Raw genomic sequence first — 22,827 nt, 5'->3', positions numbered from 1 at the left:
GTGAGTGGTGAGTAATTTGCGAACTTCTTACTTCGTACCTTGTAATTCTTCCACGAACACTTCATACATCTCCTTCCAACCTTTAAACATTGGTTCTGTTCCTAAAAAGTGATTGTGAAAAATAGTAATGAACGTGCCGTTTACTTTCTGCACTTCTGCACAAAGTTGTTTCATTTCTGCTAATGCTTCCTCCGGTGTTTGATGCAGTTCGTAAAACGAATTGGCTTCCATGTATGCAAATGGATGCACTCGCAAAGCAGTTGTTTCTTCTTTCTCTAGGTCGTACCACAAAAATGAACGTGATGTAGATGCACGGAAGCCATTCACTGTTCCATAACCCATGCTATACTCATCAGTAAATCCATTTACGATCAATGCTTGATATGAATGTGGCAGATGAAACTGGATATAATGATTTCGTGTAGCTGCAATTTTCTTTCTGCTGATCCATTGCAACAATTCTTTTTCTTGCTTCAGCAAAGTTGTGTTGACAGTGCTTTGTGTTGAAGGATGCAAAGCAATGGTTGCCTTTGCTACTGTTGTACGGATCAGTTGCTGCAAAGCAGATTTCGATGGAGAAGTATTTTTATCGTATTCGCTTTGTCGCTTAGCCAAAAGAAAAAAGTAAATTGGCTGCAGTGCATATTGCTCATGCAGTTGCTCCAACCATGCATATGAATCATACGGATCGTTTTCCTTTCCACTCAATACACGTAAACGTTTTGCAATGGTTGATGGATGTTTTAATGCTGCGCCTATTGTTTTCAACAAACCTTTGTGTTTATAACTCCAGGCAATATCAATATCGTAAGTAGGGAGGAAAGTGAATGTTGAGTGGGGAATGGTGAATGAGGAGAACTCCGCTTTTAGTTTCTCTTCAAACTTCGTCAACCAAATATCAATGACAGGTTGATGCAAAAATCCTTCTTTCCATGCCAATGAATTCCAGTGTGCATAGCGACCGTATTCATCAGGTTCATATTCCAAATATTCTTCGTATCGGGTAATGAGAAAAAAGACGGAGGAGAAAAGATCAAACCCAAAATCATCATCTGCTTGATAAAACGCTTTCACGCCTTCCCATTCAAAACAGGTGATCCGTTGTTTACGGATGTCGTGTTGTTGTAATAATCCTGTTGATTGAATAAAGAATCCTTCCGAAGAAATCCGCTCACTAGAGTATTGCAGTTTAGTATCCTTACTTTGTTTGAAAACTTCTGCATCATCAGTTACATCAAACACAAGCTGCCAACGTTCACTCAGCAGTTGAACAATGTATTGAAAACGGGATGTGTTATGTGCTGTGTAAACAAGCATGTTTGAATTTACTGCCCGTTTCGTTCACGCCAAAGTTGATTGAAACTTTTTTCCGGAAAATGCATTTCGCCACGGTTGCGTGTCCAGTCTTTTACAAATTTATTGATCATCCAGCTCCGTACTTTACTGCTGCCGGTATTCATGAGTTTACGGCTTATTGATACTTTTTTCCAAACCTTCCAGGCCATGCGTTCGCCAAAGGAAACATAACCTTCTTCCACTGCTTCATATCTGTTCTCCAATAGCAGTTCATGCAGGTTAATACGAATAGGACAAACCTCTGTACAATTACCGCATAACGATGATGCATAACTGAGATGTTTGTATTCACCCAAATCTTTCAGATGTGGTGTAATTACTTTTCCGATAGGACCGCTGTAGGTTGTACCGTAACTATGTCCGCCAATATTTTTATAAACAGGACAAGCATTTAAACAGGCTCCGCAACGGATGCAGTATAAGCTCTCTCTTGTCTTCGGATTCTTCAACACATTGGTTCTTCCGTTATCAAGAAGAATAACGATCATTTCTTCCGGACCATCTTTTTCGCCTTGTTGTTTTGGCCCGAGGATGATGCTGTTGTACACCGTTACATTTTGTCCTGTTCCGTAAGTAGCAAGCAAAGGCCAGAACAAACCAAGATCGTTGATGCTTGGTAATACTTTTTCAATGCCAACAATAACGATATGTGTTTTTGGAAAAGCACAACTCAATCTTGCATTGCCTTCGTTTTCAGTAACAGCAACGCCGCCAACATCAGCCAAAATAAAATTTGCACCGGTTACACCAACTTCGGCCTGTATATATTTTTCACGAAGAATTTTTCTTGCAGTGAGTGTAAGTTGCTCCGGTGTTGCTTTAGGATCGGTTCCTAACTTTTCAGCAAAGAGTTTGGCAACATCTTCTTTGCTTTTGTGCATGGCGGGAGTAACAATATGATAAGGCGGTTCATCATCCAACTGCTGAATGTATTCGCCCAAATCTGTTTCTACACTTTCAATATTATGCTTACCAAGAAAATCATTGAGATGAATTTCTTCCGTCACCATGCTTTTGCTCTTCACCAATGTTTTGCAGTTTCGTGCTTCGCATATCTTCAAAATTTCGTCGCAAGCCTGTTGAGCGTTTTCAGCCCATAATACTTTACCACCTCTGCGTGTTAACTGCAATTCAAATTCTTCCAGTTGCTGATCGAGTGTTTCCAATGCTCGCCACTTTACATTCTTTGCACGCTCACGTGCCGTAAGCATTTGTGTAAACTGCTGTTTTCCCTCCGGCACTTTTGCATTGTACTTACCAATGTTGAAATTGATCGTACGACGATGGTCGAGATCGGCAGCCTTAATGGTACTCTTTGCAATAAATTTATCGGAAGTCTGGCTCATGAATTAAAGTTACTTCTTTGCTTCTTTTGATGCGTAATACTGATCGGCTATTTGCGAAAGCACTTCATAAAAATCTTCGCCGTATTTGCGAATGATCGCTTCTTTCAAAAATACATACACCGGCACTTTCAACTTCTGTCCGTTTACACAACCGGGATTGCACATCGGATCTCTCGGTTCGTAGTTCACATATTGTTGCTCGGTGTTTTTGCTTTTGCTGATCTTGATGGGATAAAGATGACAGGAGATGGGTTTCTTCCACTTCAATTCGCCTGCATAGTATTGTTGTTCGAATGCACACTTTACAATTCCTTTTTCATCTACAATACCATAAGCACACATACCATTGCTGATGGTGGGTGTTACCCAGCCAAACTCCTGGTCGTAATGATAAAAGCCTTCAGTTTCCACAATCTTACGTCCTTCTGCTGTGATCAAGTGTTTGATCTTTTCATACCCGTTGATCACTTCGTTCAGTTCCTCGTTTGTAAGAGGTGCACCTGCATCACCATCTACACAGCAGCCACCTTTGCATTTGTTGAGGTCGCATACAAACTGCTCCTCCACCACTTCATCGCTGATGTAGATTTCGTCAATTACTATCATGGCGCAAAGATACGACCGTGTAAGAAAAAGTAAGAGAAGATAGTTGGGCTTAATTGCGCCATTTCAGCGTTTGAATCAAATGCTGCATATCCTTGTACAGAAACTGTTCAACAGGTCTTATTGAATCATAGTTGGGAGTAGCATCGAAGTACAAAGCCCCACGCAGGAAATGTTTACTGCTGTCCGTAACAAAAAACTGTTTACCTGTTGCTGCATTGCCGCCTACATCAAAAATAAATCCGCTTACACCTGCACCGCCTTTCACCGGAATTTCATCAATTGATGTTGCTTTTAAGCTGTGCTTGCTGGTCATCTTAAATGCGTCTTGTATCAGCATATCAAACTTATTCGCCCCACCTACAGCTTTGTAACTAATATGCATACGTCCTGCGAACTCAGGAAAATCAAGATTTACCCAATAAGGATTTTCTGCCTTGGCTTCAAAGAAAGTGCTGTCTTTGATTACCTTGCCATAAACAGGATATTCAAATGTGTATGGATAACCCGGCTCATCAAACAACACATACTTCTTTTCAGGAAAATCAATGTTGAAATAACCTTTAGGTCGTGGACGGGGATCGGAATTGCAGGCAATAAAAACTATGAGTAAACTAAGAATATAAAAAGTACGAGGTACAAAGTACGCAGTACGTAAATGCAGTTGTTTCATTTAATCTAACATTGGTTTAATCGTCACTTTCACTTTTTCTATCCTGTTACGGCTAACTTCCAATACTGTAAATTGAAAATCGCCTGTTTCAAGCATATCATTTACTCTTGGCAACCGTTCTGCAAGTTCCAGCACCAAGCCTGCAAGTGATTCGCTTTCGCCCTTTACAGGATCGAATGTATCGGGCGGAAGATTCATAATTCTGCATACATCATGCACCATGGTTCTTCCTTCAAAAATATAATTGCTTTCGTCGAGCTTTTTGTTTACGCTTTCATCGTCATCAAACTCGTCTTTAATATCGCCGATAATTTCTTCTACAACATCTTCCATTGTAACAATTCCGCTTGTGCCGCCAAACTCATCTACCACTACCGCAAAGTGAATGCGTTTGTGCTGAAACTCCTTCAACAGATCATCAATAAGTTTATGTTCTGGAACGAAAAATGGTGTACGCATTAATTGCTGCCAGCGAAAATCATCCTCATCATTCACATGTGGCAACAGATCTTTTGTTTGTAAAATGCCAACAATTTCATCAAGATTGTTTTTATAAACCGGCACACGGCTGTAGTGTAACTCCTGTAACTGTTTTACTACATCTGTAAACGTACTTTTATAATCAATACCGCTTACATCGAGCCGTGAACGCATTACCTGTTTTACAGTAATGTTGCTGAAGTTCTGAATCCCTTTTAATATCTGCTTTTCTTCTACAGTTGCTTCTTCTTCACTCATCAGGTCAATTGCATAATCCAGTTCTTCCGATTTATAAGATGAAGTTTGATGACGGGTGATTCTTTTTTCAATACTGTCGGAATAGCCTGCAAGCCAGCTGCCTGTTGATTTAAACAAAGGATAGACCAAGGCGTCGATCCACCAGCTGGCAAAATATGCAAAGAACATATTGTTTTGCGAAGCCCATACTTTGGGTAACATTTCACAGAACAATAAAATGAACGCTGCAATTACCAGTGCTTTTACAATCAACTCAGCCCAAAATACTTTATGCTGTAAACCAAAACCTTCATCTACAAGATAGTTGGTGAGAAATACGAGACCAAGATTGAAAATGACATTTGCAGAGAGTAAACTTGCCATTAACACTTTTGGTTCTTCAAGCAGATTGACAATACGGCGGGATGGTGCGTCGGTTTTTGTTTTAATTACATTTAAATCTTTATACCGAAGAGAAAAAAAAGCTACTTCTGCTCCGCTTACAACAAAGGATAGAAAAAGTAACAACAGAAAAACCAGCACCAATACTGTAAGTAACTGGCTGTTTATTGCAAGTAAAACGGGTTTGAGAAATAATAATAAAGTGCCTGCGTGCTGATAATCCAAAACATCAAAATTAAGTGAACAATATGCCGCCTACGGGCAAAAATAAACAACGCATTGGTATTTCCTAAAAAGGCAGGTCTACACTTGGTTCACCAATCGGCGGAATATCATCGCCATGATAACCTGTTAACGGATCAGAATTTTCCGCTCGGCCTGTTCCATCGGCTCGTTTATCCAACATAATCAGGTTGTCTCCTACAACTTCGGTTGCATATTTTTTTACACCTTCCTTATCTTCCCAACTGCGGGTTTTTAAACGACCTTCAATATATACCAGGCTTCCTTTATGCAGGTATTTTTGCGCCAGTTCTGCAAGGCCCCGCCAAAGTACAACGGTGTGCCATTCTGTTTGACTAACCAGTTTTCCGGTTCTGTCTTTAAATGTTTCAGTAGTTGCAAGGGGAAATTTTGCTACAGCTATATTACCTTCTAACACCTGTACATCGGGTTCTTTTCCCAAATTGCCTATCAGCATTACACGGTTAACTCCTCTCATACAATAATTTTTAAGTGCAGAATGCGTAAATCAGTTCCAAACGTTTTCGTCGTTCCTTCTAAATTACGTTTTTTGCTTTACTGTTCCATGCTTACCGGTAAAAAATTCAAGAACCGCTGCTTTTAGAAAATCATTTAATAATTTCGGAAAAGGCAGTTGTTTAACTTCATCTGCTGTTTTCCACTCCCACTTGTTTGAAGAAGTTTGTTTTCCGGTTAGAAGTACAAGCACCGCATTCCCCCAAATTAGTTGATGACTCAATTGCTGTTTAATTGCTTTTGTTACAGACAGTACCTGGTGCGGTTGTTTTATCTTTTCGCCCTTTAACCATAAGCCTGTTGCTAAAGCTCCTGCCTGTTTCCATTCCGTTTCGGAAGAAAACTCCTCGTTCGGAAATTCGTACAAATTGCTCCATACGTCTTTTGCTGTGCGTTTCTGAACTGCAACTTTATCTTTATGCATAACAATGTAAAAACGAAACCACCTCTTCCTGATTTTAATTTTCTTTTCTTTTACCGGCAGTTCATTTACCCGTTGCTCTTTAAACGCAACACAGAACGATTGCATACAACAGCTTTTGCACCCGGGCAAATCCGGCTTACATACTGTGGCGCCAAAATCCATAATAGCCTGGTTGTAAGCAGCCGGACTTTTCGCATCAAGACATTCATTTGCCAGTTGCTGAAATTGCTTTTTACCCGCAGTACTATCAACTGCTGTTTCAATTCCAAATACACGACTCAACACTCTAAACACATTGCCATCAACTACAGCATGTGGTAATCCAAAACCAAAAGAGGCAATAGCAGCTGCAGTATATGGCCCAACTCCTTTTAACTCCAGAATACTTTCAAATGTGTTTGGAAATTTTCCTTTCAGATCAAAAGCTATGTATTTGGCAGTACTATGCAAGTTTCGGCAGCGGTTATAATAACCAAGCCCTTCCCAAAGTTTATATACTTCTTCAAGGGATGCCTTTGCCAGATCAGTTATTGTTGGGTAAGCTTCTGTAAACCGTTCGTAGTATTTCCAACCCTGATCTGCCCTGGTTTGCTGCAGGATAATTTCACTAAGCCAAATGCGGTAAACATCTTTTTCTTCCTTCCACGGAAGCGCCCTTGTATTTTCTGAAGTATGCCATTTTATTAGCTTTTGCCGGAATCTGGTTGATGGGTTCATGCTGCTTTTGAACTGTATTAAACAAACAAACTGCAAAATAGCACAAACTAACAGAACACGTAAAACCACTTATTGTTCATAATCAACCAGTTCTGAAAGATTTTTTAGCCAATATGTTTCATTTTTTGAATTTTATTCAGGATATTAGTCTTAAATATCACAACCCATAAACTTTTACCCATGAGAAAAGCAGATCTCGTGAATCAAATCTCAGAAAAAACAGGCATCCCCAAGGTGGATGTTCTTGTTACACTTGAAACAATGTTTAAAGAGGTGAAAGATTCCCTTTCTGCAGGTCAGAACATCTACATCAGGGGATTTGGAAGCTTCATTACCAAGAAAAGAGCGGCAAAAATTGGTCGTAACATCAAGCGTAACACAGCAGTACATATTCCTGAACATTATATTCCTGCCTTTAAACCGGCTAAAGAATTTGTTCAGGAAGTAAAAAGCCGTTATACCGGCGGTGGCAGCTCGGAAAATGAGCCTGACGATTCTGAAGACTAATTCTGTTAAGAACGAACAAGTGCTCCCATCTTGCCGTAGCTTTGCGCTCTAAATTATTCGTGTGAGCAGGCAACAAATTTTATATGTAACTGCTGCTATAACAGCAGTTTTTCTTTTGTTCTTTTTTGGAAGAACCGTACCAAAAACACAGGCCGATGATCATGCCGGTCACGACCACAGTAAAACTGCAGCCCCTCCTGCAGCCAATACCGGCAATGTTGTGCTTGACTTTCCTACCATGTTAGGCCTGGCTAAAAAAAGACTCAATGCATCGCAATTACAAAAAGTAACCGAATGGGAGAATTCAGTTGTTCGGGGCGATGTAAAAAATCAACAAATAAAAGTTTATAGAACCATGTCGGCGTTTTGGATGGATACCATCGGCGCCTTTGTTCCGTATGCCAAATATCTTGGAGAAGCTGCTAAGTTGGAAAATTCGGAGAAAAACCTCACCTTTGCAGCCCATTTGTTTTTAAGGGAGGCGCAGGCAGTATCGGAACAACCGCTACAAGTATGGCTGGCCAAGGAAGCAAAAGAGTTATTTGAAAAGGCATTAGCCGTTAATCCGGCAAACGATTCTACAAAGGTTGGCTTAGGCAGTACGTACTTTTTTGGTGGGGCAGGTAACGAACCTCCTATGAAAGGTATTGCATTGATTAGAGAAGTAACAGAAAAGGATCCGGATAACAGGTTTGCGCAATACATGTTAGGTGTGGGTGCCACCTTCAGCGGCCAGTTGCCAAAAGCAATTGAACGTTTCGAAAAAGTTTTAACACTGGAACCCCAAAACCTGGAGTTGATCTTACGATTAGCTGACACGTATGAGAAGAGCGGCGACAAGGCGAATGCTAAAAAGAAATACGAGTTGTTTTTACAAACAGTAAAATCGCTCGAAACACAAGGCAAATTCAAGAGCAATCCTGAAATGCTGAAACAGATTGAAGACCACATTAAATTATTATAACCCTATTTTTTAACGAACGTAAATAGTATTAAACATGCCTTGCGGAAAAAAGAGAAAGCGTCATAAAATCGCTACGCACAAACGTAAAAAACGTCTTAGAAAGAACCGTCATAAGAAGAAGAACAAATAAGATCTTCTGAAATTGAACGGAGTCCCGCTTTATAAACGGGACTCTGCTTCGCTATGGCCATTGCAGAAATTTGTCTGCTTGCTTGTATACATTTGTTTACAGTGGCCTCCTTCCTTCTGATCAGGTGAAGTAGCATAGTTCAATTTTAAAAGACGTTTTAGTGAATAAGGAACTGATCATCAATTCAGCCCCGACCGGGGTTGAAATTGCATTGTTAGAAGATAAGAAACTGGTAGAGCTTCATCAGGAAAGTCATGATGCAAGTTTTACAGTAGGTGATTTGTATCTGGGAAAAGTAAAAAAGCTTGTACCGGGTATGAATGCTGCATTTGTAGATGTTGGTTTTGAGAAAGATGGTTTTCTTCATTACACCGACCTCAGCCCCTATGTACGCTCACTCCTGAAGTTTACAGCATTTTCCATTTCAGATAAAAGCGAAGGCATCAGTGATTTCAGTAAGTTCCAAACAGAAGCTGAAATTATCAAAACAGGAAAAATAGGCGAAGTGCTGAATGGCAAGCCTAATATTCTTGTGCAGATTCTGAAAGAACCGATTGCCGCAAAAGGCCCCCGCCTTAGTTGCGAAATTTCGTTGCCTGGTCGTTTTGTAGTGTTAACCCCATTCAATGATATTGTTGCTGTATCACGCAAAATACATTCAAGTGATGAGCGTAAGCGTTTACAAAAGATTGTAGAGTCGATCCGCACCAAAAACTTTGGTGTAATTGTGCGTACTGCAGCTGAAGGAAAGAATACTGCCGAACTGCATGAAGACCTTAACAATCTCATCGCTATGTGGCAGCAGATTCAGCACAATCTTAAAAACGCTGTAGCACCTGCAAAAATTCTTGGCGAAACCGATAAGACCACAAGCATTCTGCGTGATTTGCTCAATGCCGATTTTAACCGCATTGTAGTAAATGATAAAAATATTTATAACGACGCACTTAACTACATTCAAAAAGTTGCGCCCGACAAAGCAGATATTGTTACGTTCTACCAAAACGGCTCTCCCATTTTTGATAACTACGGAATTACCAAACAGGTAAAAGCTTCGTTTGGTAAAACAGTGAACCTTGCCAGTGGTGCTTATCTAATTATAGAGCATACTGAAGCTTTACACGTTATTGATGTTAACAGTGGTTACAAAAGTGTAAGTGCCAACCAGGAGGAGAATGCTTTACAAACAAACCTTGAAGCAGCAGAGGAAATTGCACGACAATTACGCTTGCGTGATATAGGTGGAATTATTGTGGTTGACTTTATTGACATGAAGTTGCCCGACAATAAACGCAAACTTGCAGAAGCAATGGAAGAATTCATGCGTGCCGACAGGGCCAAGCATGCAATCCTCCCCATCTCCAAGTTTGGTTTGATGCAGATTACAAGGCAACGTATGAAGCCTGAGGTAAACATCAATACACAGGAAGTTTGCCCAAGCTGTAATGGTACCGGAAAAGTTTCATCTACATTAATACTGGAAGATGAAATTGAAAAGAACATCAGCTACCTCGTTATGCAAAAACATAAAGAACTGCTGATTGCTGTACACCCGATCATGGAAGCTTACTTACGCAAAGGCTTCCCGTCGAAGCGAATGAAGTGGAGCTGGAAGTATAAGCAAAAGATCAAGGTAAAAGCAAATACAGCTTACCACCTTACTGAATATCATTTCTTTGATAACCACGAAGAAGAAATTAAACTCTAAACAAAAAAGGATGATCAATTGATCATCCTTTTTTGTTTAGTTATACAGTTGCTATCATACTAATTTCAACATTCACATTTTTCGGTAGTCCTTTTACTGCAACCGTTTCTCGTGCAGGAAAAGCACCATCGAAATACTTTCCGTAAATCTCATTTACCTCACTAAACAAATTCATATCGCTGAGGAAAATGGTTGTTTTAACTACACTGTTAAAGTCGGTACCGGCTTCCTGCAAAATTGCTTTAAGGTTATGCATCACCTGGTGCGTTTCTGCCTGTATATCGGAATTGTTCAGCTCGCTGGTTCCGGGTTTAATACAAACCTGTCCGGAAATAAATAAGAACCCTCCTGCAGCTACTGCCTGGTTGTATGGACCGATTGGCGCCGGCGCCATTTCCGTTTGAATAATTTTCTTTTCCATCATACCGCAAACATACTCCTTTGGCCCAAGAAAAAAAGCAAGTTGCCAAGCTTCGCTATAAATTTGCGGCAATGAATATTCTGCTCATCAGTTCAGCCATCTGCAATTCGCTCTTTGGCAAAACATTTCCATTCGATGGTTTCCAATGCCGAACTAAGCCAGAGGCAAATTCAGATGATATCGGCTTTGCAGACCTGATTATTGATTTGTGTTTTGAAGAAAATCAGCAGCAGATCAGTTTATATAAATCAATCAATAAGCCGGTCTTAATAGGCTCGGTTGTGCATACACTGAAAGATTTAGAAATTGAGCATCAACATACTATTGCACGTTTTAATCATTGGCCAGTTTTTATAGATCGGCCAATAATTGAATTTGCAGTACATCCATCGCATCAATCAATATTCGAAAACATTTTTAAACAGTTTTCGATCAAAGCCTGTATTACTGCAGATGTTGCCGGTTTTGTAAGTGCAAGAACCGTAAGTATGATTATTAATGAGGCATTTTTGACCAATGAAGAAAACGTATCTGCTGAAGCAGAAATAGATATTGCCATGAAATTGGGAACAAGCTATCCAATGGGTCCATTTGAATGGAGCAAAAAGATAGGATTAAATCATATCGCTTTCTTATTGCAAAAACTTTCAGCTACCGATAAACGCTACCAACCTGCATCTTCCATCTTAAAACAATTGAACTAAAAATGGCTTTGTTGCTTTGCATCGATTCATCCACAACACATGCATCTGTTGCAGTTGCAAAAGACGCTGTGCTGCATGGTATAAAAACAAGTGCTTCGCAAAAAGACCATGCTTCCTTTTTACAACCGGCAATACAAAGCCTGCTGAACGAATTAGGTTTAACACTAACTCAATTGAACGGTGTGGCGATAACAACAGGCCCGGGTTCTTATACTGGTTTGCGTGTTGGTATGGCTACAGCCAAAGGGCTGAGCTTTGCTCTAAACATTCCGTTAATTGGTATACCAACAACCTTGGTAATGAGTGTTGCCGCCCGTGAACAGCTAACTGATGAAACCGGGTTTGTACTTTGCCCCATGATTGATGCCCGAAGAATGGAAGTATTTACCGCTGTTTATTCTTCCGAGCTGGAATTATTGTCTCCTATAACCCCAAAAGTGCTCGATTCAGCCTCTTTTACAGAAGAGCTTACCTCCCGGTTGGTTTACTTTTTTGGCGATGGGTCTGTTAAATGGCAGAATATTTGCACAAGTGCAAATGCCAGATTTATCTCAACTCATTGGAGTTCAAAGAATGCAGTTGCAATTGCCGAACGATATTATAATGCTGGAAATTTCCTTTCCCTTGCATATTCTGCACCGGAATACGGCAAAGGTTTTCATATTGGAAAGCAATAAACTATGTCCTTTACGACAATGATTTCCGTAATTTTACGGTTAGTTTTACGGTTCGAGATAGTCGAAAAATTACGAACCCAACCACAAAATATACCCTCCCATGGCTGTAACCAAAAAAAAGGAAAGTAATACTCCTATTACGTTAGATTACCATGCTGTAAAAAAGTCGGCGCTTATCTTACGAGCCATCAACCACAAATTGAGGCAACAGATATTGCAATTGATTAATGAAAATGGGCAGTTAACCGTAACTGAAATTTATGTGAAGCTTCGTTTAGAACAATCTGTTGCATCGCAGCACTTAGCAATTTTACGCCGGAGCAATATTGTTAAAACAACACGTGAAGGAAAGTTTATTTGGTACACTGTTAACCACGACAGGCTTAACGAAATAGAACAGTTTATTAAAAGTCTGCTGGGGTAATTAACATCTTCGTTCTACTACACAACTGCCGTCGATCGCTTACAGTTCTTCTGCTTACGTACATTTGCAGAAACTGAATTATTTATGTTCATTCAACAACTCTACACAAACTGCCTTAGCGAAGCAGCTTATTATATTGAAAGTGAGGGTGAGTGTGCGATTATCGATCCAATGAGAGATGTTGATACCTACATCAACCTTGCAAAAGAGCGTAAAGCAACCATCAAGTATATTTTTGAAACACATATACACGCCGATTTTGTAAGCGGCCACCTCGATCTTGCCAAGGCAACAAATGCTCCAATTGTTTATGGGCCCGATGCATCAACTGCATTTTCAATTTATGTTGCAAAAGATCATGAACAGTTTAAAATTGGCAACCTTACGCTTGAAGTACTGCACACACCAGGCCATACAATGGAAAGCTCCTGTTTTTTATTGAAAGATGAAGAAGGAAAAGCCCATTGCGTTTTTACCGGCGATACGTTGTTTGTTGGCGATGTTGGTCGCCCCGATCTTGCACAGGGTGGTGAAGTAACAAAAGATGAGCTTGCCGGAAATTTATATCATTCACTGCAGGAAAAAATTGTACCGCTTGCAGACGATGTTATTGTTTACCCTGCGCATGGTCCCGGAAGTTCCTGTGGTAAAAGCCTCGGACCCGATACACACAGCACTATAGGTGAACAAAAGAAAACGAACTATGCTTTACAGCAGCAATCAAAAGAACAATTTATTAAAGCCATAACCGAAGGACTGGAAGCACCTCCAAAATATTTTCCCGTTAACGCACGCATTAACAAAGAAGGTTACGGATCATTACAAACAGTTTTAGAAAAAGGTATGACAGCATTAACAATCGAAGAATTTAAAAACCTTATTAAAGAACCCAATACTTTTTTACTCGATACACGACCGTCTTCACTATTTACTTTCGGCTTTGTGCCCGGCTCTGTAAGTATTGGCCTTGAAGGACGTTTTGCAGAATGGGCAGGAGCACTGTTATCTTTTGATGAAAACATTGTACTTGTTTGTGAACAGGGAAAAGAAGAAGAAAGCATTACACGGCTTGCACGTGTTGGTTTCGAAAAAATAAGCGGCCATTTAGCCGGTGGGTTTGAAGCATGGCAGCAGGCAGGTGAAGAAATTGATATGATTATTGATGTGGAAGCAGATGAACTTGCGATGGATCTTCCACACGATGATAATTTAGTTGTGGTTGATGTACGTAAAGAAACAGAGTTTGCAGAAGGACATTTAAAAGATGCTGTAAATCTTCCATTAGCCGAAATGAACGATCCCGGTTTAATTGCCAACATTGAGGACAGAGATAACCTTTATGTGCATTGTGCCGGTGGCTACCGTAGTGTAATTGCCTCCTCAATTTTAAAAAAACAAGGATTTCATAACCTCCGTAACGTGGTTGGCGGTTTCGATAAAATTAAAGAACAGAAGATTGAGATTGTGAAGGAAAAGAGTGTATTGAATTAAGTAAAAAGAAAGCCGGATTTACCGGCTTTCTTTTTTTAAACATTCACAATTCCGTTTTTGATCGCATACATTACAAGGCCTACTCTTGTTTTAAGTTCAAGCTTTTCAAACAAAGCATCACGATAGCCATCAATTGTACGTGGACTTAAAAACATTTTTTCTGCAATTTCTTTGTATGTCATTTCGGTACATGCATGGCGCAGAAATTCAACTTCACGATCATTTAATCCGTTTACTTCATTCTTAGGAGCATTGGCTTCGTCCATTTTGTTAATGGTATGAATTAACCGACCGGTTACCATTTCTGAGTAATAAAAACCTTTTTCTCTTACAGAATCAAGGGCACGTTTTAGCTCGGGAGGTTCACTATCTTTTAAAATATATCCTTTTGCTCCTGCTTTAAACATTTTAATAATTGCATTTTCATTGTCGTACATCGAAAGTGCAATTACCTGTACGAGCGGATAATGTTCTTTTAACCATTGCGACGTTGCATAACCATCCATTTCCGGCATGTTAATATCCATCAATACAATATCCGGTTCGCCATGCTCTTTGATCTGTTGTTGAAAATGTTTTCCATTATCGGCCTGGAACAAAACAGCATAATCGCCAAAGCTGCCAACCACTGCAGCCAATCCGTTTCGTAACAGCACATGGTCATCCGCCAATGCTACTTTAATTTTCGGGTGTTGTTTCATCAGTTATATTATTTATTGGTAATTGAAGGTTTAGTTTTGTACCGGTTCCCGGTTTACTATCCATAAAAAACTTTGCTCCTATCAGTGTTGCCCTTGCATGCATATTGCGGATACCAAGACCAAAACCTGAATTGTCAGGATTATTCAATGGGGCAAGATTAAATCCTTTACCATTATCATTAATAGCTATTTCTATTTGGCCGTTACCAAATACAATAGCAGTATTTAATACAGAAGCATCTGCATGCCTGATAACGTTATGAATTGCTTCCTGCACTATGCGGAAAAGAATCAGTTCTTTCTGCTTTTCAAGTCGTACAGGAGTACCGTTAATGCTGAACCCGGTTTCGATAGCACCTGTTTTTTTTAATAAGCTTAACTCGTATTCGATAGCTCGCAGCAGCCCCATTTCCTCAACATAGTCGGTATTAAGGCTTCTGCTGAGATCTCTCAGATCCTGTATGGCTTTACCAATAAGATGTTGACTTGTTTTGATTTTTTCTGCAGAAGTTACTTCGTCAATTACAGTAGTTGCAAGATTAAGTTTTGCTAATGTTAGCACTTGCCCAACATTATCGTGTATCTCCTGCGAAATGTTTTTAAGCGTGTGCTCCTGTATCTCAAGTTGCGACTTGAGTGTTTCACTTTGTAACTTTTCAAGCTTTGCTTTATTAATCAGCAGTCGCTTTTGATAAAACACAAACAGTATCAAAATAAACAGACCAAGTAATAAAAGAATGATTGTTACAGATATAATTAATATGAGTAATTCTTTCTCCGCCATTGAAGAATAAAGCCAATTGTGATTAATGAATATAATACAATGCTCATTGATTTTGTTATGATCAATTGTTGCGATGCAAGTATGGTGTTATACTTTGTAAGTAACTTGATTGCTCCTATAAAAGGTAACGCCCCTAAAAAATACAACAGGAATCCGCTGCTAATCCAAAAGAAAGGCTCCTTTAAAGGATTGTGAGGGCTTTCCTTATCCATTAAAAAGTAAGTGTGCTGGAGCGATAATATAATTACATAAATGCCCCCTGCAAGAAAATAACCTGAATGAAATACAAAAAAACTTTTGTAAAAGAATAAATTAAAAACAAAAAACAAACCGGTTAAACCGAGAAACGATAAAAAGATATTCTTTTGAATTTTCTTATTCCTCAGCACATCAAAGTAAACCCACGCCAACATCGGAAAACGGAAGTACAAGTAGCAATTGTAAAAAACAATCGTGTTAATCCTGTTTTTTTTAAGGAAATAACATAACACCTCATTAACCAGTGTTACACAAAGAAAAATAACCAACACTCTGGTCCAAAGAGGGCTTGTTTTTTTTAGCAAAAACAAGCCCGTAATTACAGAAACAGCAATGAAGCTGATGTAGATAAAATCAATCAAAATCAAAAATTTAAAAGTCCTTCCGGATCGCAAGCCGGAGGAGGACAAAGTTGACCGTCGTTAAACTGCGTGTCCTTATCATCGTCTTCGTCATCATCTCCCTCATCATCAAGGCCACTTGGTGGTTGATCCGGATTTGATAAAATATCGAAATGAAGCGGGCCACCAGGTTTACCTTCGCCTGTTGGAACCAGCACTACAGTTAGTCTTCCCTTTTTATTATCATCTTCGTGATTTTCGGAATAAGCTGCCATGTAAATTCTTACTCCATCAGGAAATACTTCTGCCTCCATATACGGGAGTTTTGTTTCCTTCAGCATTCCTGTTTCCGAATCTCTAACTAACCCAAGTGCTTCATAAAATACTTCTTTACCAAACCAAATGCCTCTTGTGTCGTTTGGTTTTAATTTTTTGTCGAGTTTATGATCACGATAATTTTTTGCAAGCCCTCTGGCTTTACCTGTGGAAATTCTGGACATCTTTTCAATTTAAGTTTTAAAACAATACATTAACTACCTGAATCAAATAAAAATAATATGGGACTTATTTGAATGGGTGTTTTCACCCCTTGTTCAAAACACAATACCCCTGTAAAGATTTTTCAGCTTTGCATTTATATGGATGCCTGTGTGAGGTTAAGAAAGCGTGTAAGACAAATGCCTACCAATGGGATACTTGATCAAAGCTTTTCGCTCTGTAGTAAAATGCTTTCCCAAAAATGAATTAGAGAAAAAGATATTATTCTTTACAAGATTTAGCGAATAATCACTCACACGATCAAGACGAGATCCATTTACTTCTGTACGCTTCATTCCATTCATGTTTCCACCTTCTGTGGCTCCACAAATAATTTGAAGGACGTTGGCGAATGGAATGTTCAATTTTATTTACAATGAGGCGAGTAAGTTCTCCTTCTTTATAACTATTTGGATCTGTTGTAACCACTTCAAATCTGCATTCATAATACCCCCGTTTTACTTTATAATAATCAGCATATATAACAACCGTATTATTTCTTCTTGCACCCTTTTCCGGGCCACGTACAAACGGTGCAGGTTTGCTGAAAAAATTTGTCCAATAAGCTTTCCCCGGATTCCCGGGATTTTGATCCCCTACGAGAATTAATGCATACTGCTTTTTTAAATGCTCCTTTACCTGATTTTGGAAATCAGTAGCAGCAACCAATATTACACCGGTCTTGCTTCTTAAATCATACACAATTCTATTGACAACTTTATTACGTATGGGCATGTATACAACCACAAATGGCATTTTTGATAATGCACCCAAGCCAAGATTAGCCATTTCCCAGTTGAAATAATGCCCAGAAACTATTTGCACACTTTGTTCTTTTCCTACCAGATCATTCAACACTTCAATATTACACGTAAAGCGTCGTTTAATTTCTTCGGTACTCCACGACATCAGTTTGATCATTTCAATAAAATTGTCGCAGAAATTATGATAGAACTGTTTCATAATTTCTTTCCGTTCGTTCTCTGTTTTTTCTGGAAAGGCGATCATTAAATTATTCATCACCACTTTCTTTCTGTAGCCGAAAACATAAAAAAGTAATGTATACACAAAGTCGCTCAAAAAATAGAGCATGCGTAGTGGAGTAAGGGAAAGCAGTTTTAAAAATCCGTACAGGATATAGTACATGGTATGAAGGTATAAATTCTGTAATCGCAATCAGCTTACAATACAATGTTCTGCAACAGCGGATTTTTCTCCGGATAATCGGTATTAAAATGCAGGCCCCTGCTTTCTTTACGAAAAGCAGCTCCTTTTGTAATAAGATAACCAACGGTAATCATATTTCGTAACTCCATTATTTGGGGTGAAATAGTTGTGTTACGATAAAGCTCCTCTGTTTCCTCCCACAACAAATCGAGCCTGCGCATGGCACGTTGCAAACGAATATCGTTGCGCACAATACCTACATAATCGCTCATTACCTGTTGCAGTTCTTTCAAGCTTTGTGTAATTAAAATCATTTCTTTAGGCACACTCGTTCCTTTCGCATTCCATTCGGGCAATTCTGTTTGTACTGCAACAAATGTTTTCATTTTTTCTACAGCATCGAGGTTACTTCGATGAGCAAATACCATCGCTTCAAGTAAAGAATTGCTGGCAAGCCGGTTAGCTCCATGAAGCCCGGTGCTTGCACATTCTCCTGCTGCATATAAATATTTAATAGAAGTACAGCCCCACTCATCGGTTTTAATACCGCCACAACTATAATGTGCAGCCGGTGCAACAGGTATCATGTGTTGTGCAACATCAATACCAAGGCTTTTACATTTTTCGTAAATATTCGGAAAATGATGAATAAATTTTTCAAGATCCATATGCCTGCAATCAAGCCAAACATGTTCTGTACCATTTATTTTCATTTCACTATCGATGGCTCTTGCAACAATATCACGTGGAGCAAGATCCTTTCGCTCATCGTAACGTTCCATGAATGCTTCACCTTTATGATTGCGTAAAATTCCACCATCGCCACGCACGGCTTCTGTTATTAAAAAGGCCTGCCCTTTTTGTCCTGCCTGGTACAATGCAGTTGGATGAAACTGGATGAACTCCATATTTTCAATGCGGCCTTTTGCACGATAAACCATTGCAACCCCATCGCCACTCGCAATGGAAGGGTTAGTTGTGGTTCTGTATACCTGGCCATTACCGCCTGCTGCCAACATGGTAATTTTCGATTGAATAATTTCTATACGGTTCGTTTGCAGGTTAAGAGCATACACCCCAAAGCATTGAATATCGGGTGTTGATTTTGTTACCAGGTACCCAAAGTGGTGTTGTGTAATAAGATCAACAATAAAAAAATGATTAACAAATTGAACATTTGGAAGATTCTTAACTGTTTCCAGCAATGCTCTTTCCATTTCGGCACCGGTAACATCTTTATGATGCAGAATACGGTGCTCGCTGTGCCCGCCCTCTTTTCCTAAGGCATAATCGCCATCCTTTTCTTTATCGAAACGGGCGCCCCATTCAATAATTTCGTTTACTCTTAAAGCCCCTTCCTTCACTACAACTTCAACAATTTCTTTATTGCACAGGCCATCGCCTGCTATTAACGTGTCATCAATATGCTTTTCAAAACTATCGTTCTCCAAATCGTTAACAACAGCAATACCACCTTGTGCATACTTTGTATTGGTTTCGTCTGCCATTGATTTTGTAACAATCAACACTTGTTTATCGGGGCATGCCTCTGCTACTTTAATTGCATACGTTAACCCTGCAATGCCCGAACCAATTACGAGAAAATCTGTTTGCATATTATTCTATCAAAAACTAAAGTTAATGAAACATAGATGTTTATGTTTGTTTGCAACTTTTGTGAAGATTTTTTTTAAAAAAAAGCTTGCGAAAAAAATGTTTGATGCATACCTTTGAATTCTAATATGAAGCTGACCTGTTATTACAGCTCCTCATTATAGAAAAACACCCAATTCCCTTTGTAAATCATTAATGAAATTATGTTCGTTAAACATACACGAATGTAATTGAACGTATAAAAACGACATGTTTGTAATTTTTACAAATACACGTTTTTTGGTATTGAATTTGTTTAGAAAAAGGAAGATAGATATCCATAAAAAAACTCTTCTGCACGGGCTCTAGCTTATCAGCTTTTATGCAATGATGGGGGCATGTGCAGAATTTTTTTATGCATACACCCCCAACCATACAAGCAGTTGTTAGAAAATTACTTTAAATGTATTTGCATCGGCATTATCCATCATTTCTGCCATCGAAGCCGAAAGGAATACGGTACGTTTATCTTCTGAAAGTTTTGCATTCTTACCTTCCAGTCTTTTTGCAGGGCGTGGTAACTTAATTGTAACCATCATGTTCATTTGCGACATAAACATTTCAGCACCTTTCATTTCTTCGCCCATTTGCTCCTGCATTGCTTCTTTTGTTACAGCAATACGTTCAATACTTGTATCGGTAATTATATAAGGAGTACGCTTAAACGGCAAATTGCCATTCATCATTCCTTTCGAAGGATCGAGCTGAGCATTATTTTCTGCCGTTGCCTCAGCTTCCTTTTCCTGTTGGCGCTTTTGTTTGTTCAGTGAATCAACTTTATCATACACTGCAAAAAACTTTTTTAAGTCTGCTGCGTTCTTTACCGGAAACTGCAACACAACACTCATCTTGTTTTCCGGCATGTTCATTTTTGCATGCATGGTTCCGTTGTAGAAATATTTTTTTTCTTCTGCTGTAAAATCACCTCCCGAAGAATCAATCATTCCCTTTAACGAATACACGGTATCCATTACTTTGTTGGAAACACTGTCGGGAATTTTTTCACCACTCATACTCTTTACCATCGCCATCATCTGGCTCATATCAACATCGATCTTATAAAACCCGTTCCCTTCTTTTGCAAGATCAATTTCTTCGTGCATGCTGCACGATGTTAAAAACAATAAGGCTGCAATAACAACAGAAAAATACTTATACATGATTTGTGTTTATTAAAAGTGTTTGATTGAATTTATGCAGGCTCTACCCAAGCCTCGTTTTCTTTTAAAAGATTAATCAGCTCATCAACAGCTACTTCACTGTCTACACTGCGTTTTACAACTTCTTTTCCTTTATACAATGTAATTTTTCCGGGACCACTGCCTACATAACCAAAATCCGCATCTGCCATTTCACCGGGGCCATTTACAATACAACCCATAATTGCAATTTTAACACCCTTGAGATGGTTGGTAACTGCACGGATCTTTGCAGTTGTTTCCTGCAGATCGAACAATGTTCTTCCGCAACTTGGACAACTGATGTATTCTGTTTTAGAAATGCGTGTACGTGTTGCCTGCAACAAACTGAATGCTGTGTTATTGATAAACTGCTCAGGTGATTGATTACTGAGATAATTTCTGCCACTTGTATTTTGCGAATAGCTTGCAGCTTGCATTTCGTAACTGCCTGCACTCATACCCAGGCAAATACCATCGCCCATACCATCGAGCAACAATGCACCGCATTCGGTTGAGTAATGAATAAGATGTTCATCGGCTGTGCTCCAGTTACTATCGGTAATTAATACAACCGGGTTTTTAATACTACGGTTCATCAATTCAACAAACATCCTGCGTACACTCTGCATGGCATTTTTATTGGTGCTGCTTAAACAAAGTACAACTGTTGGGTCATTTGCCAACTGATCGAGATAAGTATAATCGTTAATGGTTTCTTCGTCATTATAACAATCAATCATCACAAAATTCAATTGATCGTTTTTCTCTTCTGCTTCAGCGTAACCACTATCCATGAAAATGGGATAATACTTTTGTTCACCTGCAATTGTTGCGTTTGTTTCTTTCCATATCTCCGGATAAACGATCACTTTTAATGTACCGGGCAAATCAAAATTAAGCTTACGGTTAGCTGTAAAAATATAGTCGGCTGCCATATCGCCAATACTCCACTTATCAGTATCCGCATCGTATTTATAACCTACTTGCTCAAGATCTTTTGGAGTGATGTTTTTCAACTTACTCAAATCAGCTATTACCACGGGCACATGTTTACTGCCAATGTTGCCCACTTCAAATGTTTCTCTTCGTTTGTATTGAAAAGGAGAATAAGGTAAAGAAGCCCCCTCCCGACCTCCCCCGAAGGGTGAGGCCACAACCCCACTATCCCCGCTATTCAAATTGTTACCATTCATAGCAGGCACGATACTTTTGACCGTTGTCTGTCGACTGCCTACTGAATAACGTTTTACTAAATCACGACACACAGGAATTTCAAATTCCGGATCTTCTGTTAAGCTTACACGAATGGTATCACCAATGCCATCTTCAAGCAATGTACCAATACCTGCTGCACTTTTTACACGACCATCTTCGCCATCGCCTGCTTCGGTTACACCAAGATGTAAGGGATAACATTCGTTAAACTCACCATCCATATGCTGTATCAGTAAACGATAAGCCTGCACCATCACCTGTGGATTACTGCTCTTCATACTCAGCACAATATTGTGAAAGCTTTCTGCACGTGCAATACGCAAAAACTCCATTGCACTTTCAACCATACCAATTGCAGTATCACCATAACGACTCATAATGCGGTCGCTCAAAGAACCATGATTGGTGCCGATACGCATAGCAGTGCCATGCTCTTTACAGATTTTTACCAGTGGTGTAAAGCGTTCACGAATACGATCGATCTCTTCCAGATATTCCGCATCGGTATATTCTATCTGCTCAAATTTTTTCTTATCAACATAGTTGCCGGGATTTACACGAACCTTCTCTACAATGCGTGCAGCAATTTCGGCAGCGTTGGGTGTAAAATGAATATCAGCAACAAGCGGAGTATTATAACCACGTTTGCGTAACTCATCTTTTATGTTCTGTAAATTCTCTGCTTCTTTTTTTGACGGGGCTGTTATCCGCACCAGTTCTGCACCGGCTTCAATACAACGGATGCTCTGCTCTACTGTACCAAGCGTATCCATGGTGTCAGTCGTGGTCATTGTTTGCACACGAATAGGATTGAAGTTGCCCAATAGCAGATCGCCAATCTTAACTTCCCTTGTGGCCAGTCGTTTGTAATCCGTTAAGGAAGGAGTATATAAATGCATAATTGAGATTGCAGAATTTCGATTTTAGATATGTAAAATTACAGTTGTGATGCCTAATTACTTCCAAT

At 39.4% G+C, this 22,827-nt stretch carries 22 protein-coding genes; 7 read left to right on the top strand and 15 right to left on the bottom strand.

The annotated features are described in order from the left end of the window. Positions 1 to 27 precede the first annotated feature (27 nt). The 7 genes from ESA94_RS12245 to mutY form a co-directional block, all read right to left on the bottom strand. Positions 28 to 1,317, bottom strand: coding sequence for a polysaccharide deacetylase family protein (locus tag ESA94_RS12245; RefSeq protein ID WP_129131194.1), 1,290 nt, complete (start codon positions 1,315 to 1,317; stop codon positions 28 to 30). 8 nt (positions 1,318 to 1,325) lie between these two features. Beyond that, positions 1,326 to 2,702, bottom strand: a complete 1,377-nt coding sequence (locus ESA94_RS12240; protein WP_129131193.1) for a LutB/LldF family L-lactate oxidation iron-sulfur protein — start codon at positions 2,700 to 2,702, stop codon at positions 1,326 to 1,328. A gap of 9 nt (positions 2,703 to 2,711) precedes the next feature. After that, the gene (locus ESA94_RS12235) at positions 2,712 to 3,308 is read right to left on the bottom strand and encodes a DUF3109 family protein (RefSeq protein WP_129131192.1); all 597 of its coding nucleotides are present in this window, start codon (positions 3,306 to 3,308) and stop codon (positions 2,712 to 2,714) included. Between the two features lie 49 nt (positions 3,309 to 3,357). Beyond that, positions 3,358 to 3,978 carry a gliding motility lipoprotein GldD gene (gldD, locus tag ESA94_RS12230; protein WP_240671045.1) on the bottom strand — a complete coding sequence of 207 codons (621 nt, stop codon included), beginning with the start codon at positions 3,976 to 3,978 and terminating at the stop codon, positions 3,358 to 3,360. Further along, positions 3,979 to 5,322, bottom strand: coding sequence for a gliding motility-associated protein GldE (gene gldE / locus ESA94_RS12225; protein ID WP_129131191.1), 1,344 nt, complete (start codon positions 5,320 to 5,322; stop codon positions 3,979 to 3,981). Positions 5,323 to 5,386: 64 nt separating this feature from the next. Beyond that, complete coding sequence (locus ESA94_RS12220; protein WP_129131190.1) at positions 5,387 to 5,818, bottom strand: single-stranded DNA-binding protein; 432 nt, start codon at positions 5,816 to 5,818, stop codon at positions 5,387 to 5,389. A 63-nt stretch (positions 5,819 to 5,881) separates the two neighbouring features. Continuing rightward, positions 5,882 to 6,997, bottom strand: a complete 1,116-nt coding sequence (gene mutY, locus ESA94_RS12215; protein WP_129131189.1) for an A/G-specific adenine glycosylase — start codon at positions 6,995 to 6,997, stop codon at positions 5,882 to 5,884. A gap of 180 nt (positions 6,998 to 7,177) precedes the next feature. Between mutY and ESA94_RS12210 the strand changes: the two genes are divergently transcribed. The 3 genes from ESA94_RS12210 (at position 7,178) to ESA94_RS12200 (ending at position 10,306) form a co-directional block, all read left to right on the top strand. Then, positions 7,178 to 7,504 (top strand): HU family DNA-binding protein, encoded by a 327-nt coding sequence (locus ESA94_RS12210; protein WP_129131188.1) that lies wholly within the window; start codon positions 7,178 to 7,180, stop codon positions 7,502 to 7,504. A 61-nt stretch (positions 7,505 to 7,565) separates the two neighbouring features. After that, on the top strand, positions 7,566 to 8,468 hold the full coding sequence (locus ESA94_RS12205) for a tetratricopeptide repeat protein (RefSeq protein WP_240671044.1): 903 nt from the start codon (positions 7,566 to 7,568) through the stop codon (positions 8,466 to 8,468). A 290-nt stretch (positions 8,469 to 8,758) separates the two neighbouring features. After that, positions 8,759 to 10,306, top strand: a complete 1,548-nt coding sequence (locus tag ESA94_RS12200) for an Rne/Rng family ribonuclease (RefSeq protein ID WP_129131187.1) — start codon at positions 8,759 to 8,761, stop codon at positions 10,304 to 10,306. A 40-nt stretch (positions 10,307 to 10,346) separates the two neighbouring features. On the opposite strand, the gene ESA94_RS12195 is transcribed toward ESA94_RS12200, so the two are convergent. After that, positions 10,347 to 10,730 carry a RidA family protein gene (locus ESA94_RS12195; protein ID WP_317127873.1) on the bottom strand — a complete coding sequence of 128 codons (384 nt, stop codon included), beginning with the start codon at positions 10,728 to 10,730 and terminating at the stop codon, positions 10,347 to 10,349. 68 nt (positions 10,731 to 10,798) lie between these two features. On the opposite strand from ESA94_RS12195, the gene ESA94_RS12190 reads away from it, so the two are divergent. The 4 genes from ESA94_RS12190 (at position 10,799) to ESA94_RS12175 (ending at position 14,023) form a co-directional block, all read left to right on the top strand. Further along, positions 10,799 to 11,431: a 3-hydroxyacyl-CoA dehydrogenase family protein gene (locus ESA94_RS12190; RefSeq protein WP_129131186.1), complete on the top strand. Its 633-nt coding sequence runs from the start codon at positions 10,799 to 10,801 to the stop codon at positions 11,429 to 11,431. Between the two features lie 2 nt (positions 11,432 to 11,433). Continuing rightward, positions 11,434 to 12,108, top strand: a complete 675-nt coding sequence (gene tsaB / locus ESA94_RS12185) for a tRNA (adenosine(37)-N6)-threonylcarbamoyltransferase complex dimerization subunit type 1 TsaB (protein WP_129131185.1) — start codon at positions 11,434 to 11,436, stop codon at positions 12,106 to 12,108. A gap of 100 nt (positions 12,109 to 12,208) precedes the next feature. After that, positions 12,209 to 12,532, top strand: coding sequence for an ArsR/SmtB family transcription factor (locus ESA94_RS12180; RefSeq protein WP_129131184.1), 324 nt, complete (start codon positions 12,209 to 12,211; stop codon positions 12,530 to 12,532). A gap of 84 nt (positions 12,533 to 12,616) precedes the next feature. Further along, positions 12,617 to 14,023, top strand: coding sequence for an MBL fold metallo-hydrolase (locus ESA94_RS12175; RefSeq protein WP_129131183.1), 1,407 nt, complete (start codon positions 12,617 to 12,619; stop codon positions 14,021 to 14,023). A gap of 35 nt (positions 14,024 to 14,058) precedes the next feature. On the opposite strand, the gene ESA94_RS12170 is transcribed toward ESA94_RS12175, so the two are convergent. The 7 genes from ESA94_RS12170 to ispG all read right to left on the bottom strand — a co-directional run bounded on the left by ESA94_RS12170 (position 14,059) and on the right by ispG (position 22,759). Continuing rightward, positions 14,059 to 14,724 (bottom strand): response regulator transcription factor, encoded by a 666-nt coding sequence (locus tag ESA94_RS12170; protein WP_129131182.1) that lies wholly within the window; start codon positions 14,722 to 14,724, stop codon positions 14,059 to 14,061. After that, entirely contained in the window at positions 14,702 to 15,508 is an 807-nt protein-coding gene (locus ESA94_RS12165; protein WP_129131181.1) for a sensor histidine kinase, read from the bottom strand. Before ESA94_RS12165 ends, ESA94_RS12170 begins: the two co-directional genes overlap by 23 nt. A gap of 622 nt (positions 15,509 to 16,130) precedes the next feature. Further along, positions 16,131 to 16,607: a hypothetical protein gene (locus tag ESA94_RS12160; protein WP_129131180.1), complete on the bottom strand. Its 477-nt coding sequence runs from the start codon at positions 16,605 to 16,607 to the stop codon at positions 16,131 to 16,133. Positions 16,608 to 16,905: 298 nt separating this feature from the next. Beyond that, positions 16,906 to 17,820 (bottom strand): lysophospholipid acyltransferase family protein, encoded by a 915-nt coding sequence (locus ESA94_RS12155; protein ID WP_262708032.1) that lies wholly within the window; start codon positions 17,818 to 17,820, stop codon positions 16,906 to 16,908. Positions 17,821 to 17,825: 5 nt separating this feature from the next. Further along, a complete protein-coding gene (gene nadB / locus ESA94_RS12150) occupies positions 17,826 to 19,427 on the bottom strand; it encodes an L-aspartate oxidase (RefSeq protein ID WP_129131178.1) in 1,602 nt (533 codons plus the stop codon). Between the two features lie 423 nt (positions 19,428 to 19,850). Beyond that, positions 19,851 to 20,624: a hypothetical protein gene (locus ESA94_RS12145; RefSeq protein WP_129131177.1), complete on the bottom strand. Its 774-nt coding sequence runs from the start codon at positions 20,622 to 20,624 to the stop codon at positions 19,851 to 19,853. Between the two features lie 32 nt (positions 20,625 to 20,656). Continuing rightward, positions 20,657 to 22,759: a (E)-4-hydroxy-3-methylbut-2-enyl-diphosphate synthase gene (gene ispG / locus ESA94_RS12140; RefSeq protein ID WP_205755972.1), complete on the bottom strand. Its 2,103-nt coding sequence runs from the start codon at positions 22,757 to 22,759 to the stop codon at positions 20,657 to 20,659. Positions 22,760 to 22,827 lie beyond the last annotated feature (68 nt).

The organism is Lacibacter luteus (assembly GCF_004118265.1).
In the GTDB taxonomy this organism is placed as follows: Bacteria; Bacteroidota; Bacteroidia; order Chitinophagales; family Chitinophagaceae; genus Lacibacter; species Lacibacter luteus.
This window is presented reverse-complemented; position numbering and strand designations above follow the sequence as displayed.

Excerpts from the sequence above, each read along its gene's own strand:
- ESA94_RS12220 (WP_129131190.1), bottom strand. The coding sequence starts at position 5,818 with ATGAGAGGAGTTAACCGTGTAATGCTGATAGGCAATTTGGGAAAAGAA.
- ESA94_RS12210 (WP_129131188.1), top strand. The coding sequence starts at position 7,178 with ATGAGAAAAGCAGATCTCGTGAATCAAATCTCAGAAAAAACAGGCATC.
- ESA94_RS12195 (WP_317127873.1), bottom strand. The coding sequence starts at position 10,730 with ATGATGGAAAAGAAAATTATTCAAACGGAAATGGCGCCGGCGCCAATC.
- ESA94_RS12180 (WP_129131184.1), top strand. The coding sequence starts at position 12,209 with ATGGCTGTAACCAAAAAAAAGGAAAGTAATACTCCTATTACGTTAGAT.
- mutY (WP_129131189.1), bottom strand. The coding sequence starts at position 6,997 with ATGAACCCATCAACCAGATTCCGGCAAAAGCTAATAAAATGGCATACT.
- ESA94_RS12165 (WP_129131181.1), bottom strand. The coding sequence starts at position 15,508 with ATGGCGGAGAAAGAATTACTCATATTAATTATATCTGTAACAATCATT.
- ispG (WP_205755972.1), bottom strand. The coding sequence starts at position 22,759 with ATGCATTTATATACTCCTTCCTTAACGGATTACAAACGACTGGCCACA.
- ESA94_RS12160 (WP_129131180.1), bottom strand. The coding sequence starts at position 16,607 with ATGTCCAGAATTTCCACAGGTAAAGCCAGAGGGCTTGCAAAAAATTAT.
- ESA94_RS12245 (WP_129131194.1), bottom strand. The coding sequence starts at position 1,317 with ATGCTTGTTTACACAGCACATAACACATCCCGTTTTCAATACATTGTT.
- ESA94_RS12145 (WP_129131177.1), bottom strand. The coding sequence starts at position 20,624 with ATGTATAAGTATTTTTCTGTTGTTATTGCAGCCTTATTGTTTTTAACA.
- ESA94_RS12190 (WP_129131186.1), top strand. The coding sequence starts at position 10,799 with ATGAATATTCTGCTCATCAGTTCAGCCATCTGCAATTCGCTCTTTGGC.
- tsaB (WP_129131185.1), top strand. The coding sequence starts at position 11,434 with ATGGCTTTGTTGCTTTGCATCGATTCATCCACAACACATGCATCTGTT.
- ESA94_RS12175 (WP_129131183.1), top strand. The coding sequence starts at position 12,617 with ATGTTCATTCAACAACTCTACACAAACTGCCTTAGCGAAGCAGCTTAT.
- gldD (WP_240671045.1), bottom strand. The coding sequence starts at position 3,978 with ATGAAACAACTGCATTTACGTACTGCGTACTTTGTACCTCGTACTTTT.
- ESA94_RS12240 (WP_129131193.1), bottom strand. The coding sequence starts at position 2,702 with ATGAGCCAGACTTCCGATAAATTTATTGCAAAGAGTACCATTAAGGCT.
- ESA94_RS12235 (WP_129131192.1), bottom strand. The coding sequence starts at position 3,308 with ATGATAGTAATTGACGAAATCTACATCAGCGATGAAGTGGTGGAGGAG.
- ESA94_RS12170 (WP_129131182.1), bottom strand. The coding sequence starts at position 14,724 with ATGAAACAACACCCGAAAATTAAAGTAGCATTGGCGGATGACCATGTG.
- nadB (WP_129131178.1), bottom strand. The coding sequence starts at position 19,427 with ATGCAAACAGATTTTCTCGTAATTGGTTCGGGCATTGCAGGGTTAACG.